General features: G+C 48.6%; 2 tRNA genes and 3 rRNA genes. All 5 read right to left on the minus strand.

The window, feature by feature from the left end:
• Window positions 1-9: 9 nt before the first annotated feature.
• The 5 genes from rrf to JI750_RS21970 all read right to left on the minus strand — a co-directional run bounded on the left by rrf (window position 10) and on the right by JI750_RS21970 (window position 5,168).
• Window positions 10-119 (minus strand): 5S ribosomal RNA (gene rrf, locus JI750_RS21950).
• 150 nt (window positions 120-269) lie between these two features.
• Window positions 270-3,151: ribosomal RNA gene (locus JI750_RS21955) — 23S ribosomal RNA — on the minus strand.
• Window positions 3,152-3,285: 134 nt separating this feature from the next.
• A tRNA-Ala gene (locus JI750_RS21960) sits at window positions 3,286-3,359 on the minus strand.
• Window positions 3,360-3,450: 91 nt separating this feature from the next.
• A tRNA-Ile gene (locus JI750_RS21965) sits at window positions 3,451-3,524 on the minus strand.
• 130 nt (window positions 3,525-3,654) lie between these two features.
• Window positions 3,655-5,168: ribosomal RNA gene (locus JI750_RS21970) — 16S ribosomal RNA — on the minus strand.
• Together the 16S, 23S and 5S rRNA genes with 2 tRNA genes alongside form the textbook arrangement of a ribosomal RNA operon.
• Window positions 5,169-5,309 lie beyond the last annotated feature (141 nt).

The following is a 5,309-nucleotide window of genomic DNA, read 5'->3' on the forward strand; positions in this document are numbered from 1 at the left end:
TTTTCAAAAGAAAGGCGACGACATACTCTCCCACAATGATGCAGTACCATCTGCGCAGGCGGGCTTAACTTCTCTGTTCGGGATGGGAAGAGGTGAGCCCCGCCGCAATAACCACCTTAAGGCTATTCGCTGCAAGCAGCTTTTCAATTAATAATTGATAATTGACAATTAATAATTAAAACAATATTTTAACATACTGGGATAAAGAAACAAATAAGCTTTTAAGTTAAGAAAGTTCCTTCCTCCCGATTGCTCGGGAGGAAAAGTCTGTGCATAAGCTTACGGATTATTAGTACTACTCGACTATGACATTACTGCCTTTACATCTGTAGCCTATCAACGTGGTCATCTTCCACGATCCTTAAAAGAAATCTCATCTTGTGGTGGGTTTCGCGCTTATATGCTTTCAGCGCTTATCCCTTCCCAACGTAGCTACTCTGCGGTGCCCCTGGCGGGACAACAGATACACTAGAGGTTAGTCCAATTCGGTCCTCTCGTACTAGAATCAGATCCACTCAAATTTCTAACGCCCGCAGTAGATAGAGACCGAACTGTCTCACGACGTTCTGAACCCAGCTCGCGTGCCACTTTAATGGGCGAACAGCCCAACCCTTGGGACCTTCTCCAGCCCCAGGATGTGACGAGCCGACATCGAGGTGCCAAACCCCCCCGTCGATATGAGCTCTTGGGGGAGATCAGCCTGTTATCCCCGGCGTACCTTTTATCCTTTGAGCGATGGCCCTTCCATGCGGAACCACCGGATCACTATGCTCTACTTTCGTACCTGATCGACCTGTATGTCTCTCAGTCAAGCTCCCTTATGCCATTGCACTCTACGCACGGTTACCAAGCGTACTGAGGGAACCTTTAGAAGCCTCCGTTACTCTTTTGGAGGCGACCACCCCAGTCAAACTACCCACCAAGCACTGTCCCCCGCAACACGGGGTTAGGCCTCAGATAAACAAAGGGTTGTATTTCAACAATGACTCCACAACGCCTGGCGACGCCGCTTCATAGTCTCCAACCTATCCTACACATCATTTATCCAAGGTCAATACTAAGCTATAGTAAAGGTGCACAGGGTCTTTTCGTCCCACTGCGGGTAAACGGCATCTTCACCGTTACTACAATTTCACCGAGCTCATGGCTGAGACAGTGTCCAGATCGTTACACCATTCGTGCAGGTCGGAACTTACCCGACAAGGAATTTCGCTACCTTAGGACCGTTATAGTTACGGCCGCCGTTTACTGGGGCTTCAATTCAATGCTTCTCCGAAGATAACATCTCCTCTTAACCTTCCAGCACCGGGCAGGTGTCAGGCCCTATACTTCATCTTACGATTTTGCAGAGCCCTGTGTTTTTGATAAACAGTCGCCTGGACCTCTTCACTGCGGCCCCGATTGCTCGGGGCGACCTTTCTCCCGAAGTTACAGGTCTATTTTGCCTAATTCCTTAGCCATGAATCTCTCGAGCACCTTAGGATTCTCTCCTCAACTACCTGTGTCGGTTTACGGTACTGGTTCTTACTGCCTGAAGTTTAGAGGTTTTTCTTGGAAGCCCTTAGGCGCACTATCTCTTTGTCCGAAGACTCCGAGTACTATCGCATTTCACCAAACTCTCCGGATTTGCCTAGAGAGCCTATAGCTAGGTGCTTTAACGAACTATTCCGTCAGTTCGCGGCGCTTTCATCACTCCGTCACCCCATCACAGCAATAAGAAGTACGGGAATATTAACCCGTTGGCCATCGACTGTCCCTTTCGGGTTCGCCTTAGGTCCAGACTAACCCACAGCTGATTAGCATAGCTGTGGAAACCTTAGTTTTTCGGTGTGCGGGTTTCTCGCCCGCATTATCGTTACTTATGCCTACATTTTCTTTTCTGACCGGTCCAGCACCCCTTACGAGATACCTTCAGCCCTGTCAGAATGCTCCCCTACCACTTTGTGTTGCCACAAAATCCATAGCTTCGGTAATATGCTTATGCCCGATTATTATCCATGCTCGTCCGCTCGACTAGTGAGCTGTTACGCACTCTTTAAATGAATGGCTGCTTCCAAGCCAACATCCTAGCTGTCTGGGCAGACAAACCTCGTTCTTTCAACTTAGCATATATTTGGGGACCTTAGCTGATGGTCTGGGTTCTTTCCCTCTCGGACTTGGACCTTAGCACCCAAGCCCTCACTGTTATCAATCATTATATAGCATTCGGAGTTTGTCAGGAATTGGTAGGCGGTGAAGCCCCCGCATCCAATCAGTAGCTCTACCTCTATATAACTAAAATAACGCTGCACCTAAATGCATTTCGGGGAGTACGAGCTATTTCCGAGTTTGATTGGCCTTTCACCCCTACCCACAGGTCATCCGAAGACTTTTCAACGTCAACCGGTTCGGTCCTCCACTGTGTGTTACCACAGCTTCAACCTGCCCATGGGTAGATCACACGGTTTCGCGTCTAACACTACTGACTAAAGCGCCCTATTCAGACTCGCTTTCGCTGCGGATCCATGGCTTAACCACTTATCCTTGCCAGCAGCGTTAACTCGTAGGCTCATTATGCAAAAGGCACGCCGTCACCCCACGAAAGGGCTCCGACCGCTTGTAGGCGCATGGTTTCAGGATCTATTTCACTCCGTTATTCACGGTTCTTTTCACCTTTCCCTCACGGTACTGGTTCACTATCGGTCTCTCAGGAGTATTTAGCCTTAGCGGATGGTCCCGCCAAATTCAGACAGGGTTTCACGTGCCCCGCCCTACTCAGGATACCGCTATCCATTACATTTGTTACCCATACGGGGCTGTCACCCTCTATGGCGCTCCTTTCCAGAAGCTTCCGGTTCCTCATGCATGAAATGTCGCGGTCCTACAACCCCGGCAATGCCGTAACAATGCCGGTTTGGGCTAATCCGCGTTCGCTCGCCACTACTTACGGAATCACTTTTGTTTTCTTCTCCTCCGCCTACTTAGATGTTTCAGTTCAGCGGGTTTGCCCACCTATCGGTGTGCTATATCTTCAATATAGCGGGTTGCCCCATTCGGATATCTGCGGATCAATCGGTGTGTGCCCGTCCCCGCAGCTTTTCGCAGCTTATCACGTCCTTCATCGCCTCTGAGAGCCTAGGCATTCCCCATGCGCCCTTATTTTGCTTATTGCACCAAATCATATGTTAATATGATCCGTTTTGTTTGTTTTTTACTGTTGCCAATAAAAAACGCTTTCTACTTTCTTATTATTTTCTTATCCCAATATGTCAATGAACTTTTATCTACCATTTTATGATAGTTTTGTGGAGAATAACGGAGTCGAACCGTTGACCTCCTGCGTGCAAGGCAGGCGCTCTAGCCAGCTGAGCTAATCCCCCATTTTTTAGTGATGAGTTATTAGTTATGAGTTATGAATTATTTCTCATAAGGCCTCAACCCCTAAAATTTCCTTTTTCTTAAGTTAAATAGTAGTCCCGGGCAGACTCGAACTGCCGACCCCTACATTATCAGTGTAGTACTCTAACCAGCTGAGCTACGAGACTCTGTTTTTTTTTACTTAAAAGTTTATTTCTTTAAATTAACAGCAAGAGTAATGCAATTTCAAGACCCAAAACCTACAGTCAGGCATCTTATTTCCCAAGCGTGCCTTGCGGCTAACGATTTGGGCTCTAGAAAGGAGGTGTTCCAGCCGCACCTTCCGGTACGGCTACCTTGTTACGACTTAGCCCTAGTTACCAGTTTTACCCTAGGCAGCTCCTTGCGGTCACCGACTTCAGGCACCCCCAGCTTCCATGGCTTGACGGGCGGTGTGTACAAGGCCCGGGAACGTATTCACCGGATCATGGCTGATATCCGATTACTAGCGATTCCAGCTTCACGGAGTCGAGTTGCAGACTCCGATCCGAACTGTGACCGGCTTTATAGATTCGCTCCCCCTCGCGAGGTGGCTGCTCTCTGTACCGGCCATTGTAGCACGTGTGTAGCCCAAGGCGTAAGGGCCGTGATGATTTGACGTCATCCCCACCTTCCTCACAGTTTGCACTGGCAGTCTTGTTAGAGTTCCCGACTTGACTCGCTGGCAACTAACAACAGGGGTTGCGCTCGTTATAGGACTTAACCTGACACCTCACGGCACGAGCTGACGACAACCATGCAGCACCTTGTAAACTGTCTTGCGAAAGATCTGTTTCCAAATCGGTCAGTCTGCATTTAAGCCTTGGTAAGGTTCCTCGCGTATCATCGAATTAAACCACATGCTCCACCGCTTGTGCGGGCCCCCGTCAATTCCTTTGAGTTTCAAACTTGCGTTCGTACTCCCCAGGTGGGATACTTATCACTTTCGCTTAGCCACTGATGTTGCCACCAACAGCTAGTATCCATCGTTTACGGCGTGGACTACCAGGGTATCTAATCCTGTTCGCTACCCACGCTTTCGTCCATCAGCGTCAATCCACTGGTAGTAACCTGCCTTCGCAATTGGTATTCCATGTAATCTCTAAGCATTTCACCGCTACACTACATATTCTAGTTACTTCCCAGTAATTCAAGTCCTGCAGTATCAATGGCCGTTCCACCGTTGAGCGATGGGCTTTCACCACTGACTTACAAGACCGCCTACGGACCCTTTAAACCCAATGATTCCGGATAACGCTTGGATCCTCCGTATTACCGCGGCTGCTGGCACGGAGTTAGCCGATCCTTATTCTTACGGTACCGTCAAGCTCCGACACGTCGGAGTGTTTCTTCCCGTACAAAAGCAGTTTACAATCCATAGGACCGTCATCCTGCACGCGGCATGGCTGGTTCAGGCTTGCGCCCATTGACCAATATTCCTCACTGCTGCCTCCCGTAGGAGTCTGGTCCGTGTCTCAGTACCAGTGTGGGGGATCTCCCTCTCAGGACCCCTACCCATCGTTGCCTTGGTAAGCCGTTACCTTACCAACTAGCTAATGGGACGCATGCTCATCTTCCACCGTTGTGACTTTAATCATATCCCGATGCCGGGTCATGATGCTATGAGGTATTAATCCAAATTTCTCTGGGCTATCCCTCTGTGGAAGGCAGATTGCATACGCGTTACGCACCCGTGCGCCGGTCTCAAATTCCGAAGAATTCTACCCCTCGACTTGCATGTGTTAAGCCTGCCGCTAGCGTTCATCCTGAGCCAGGATCAAACTCTTCATCGTATATTTTAATATTATATTATCGATGCTTTTCCTATCGGTTCTTTTCGAATCTCTCGATTCCATTACTCTTATTCTATTTTGCTTTAGCATCTCTGCTAAAGCGGCTGTCAATTCAATATGTCTACGAACGTAATTTTTTTT

It is taken from the genome of Flavobacterium tagetis, assembly GCF_016735615.1.
In the GTDB taxonomy this organism is placed as follows: Bacteria; Bacteroidota; Bacteroidia; order Flavobacteriales; family Flavobacteriaceae; genus Flavobacterium; species Flavobacterium tagetis.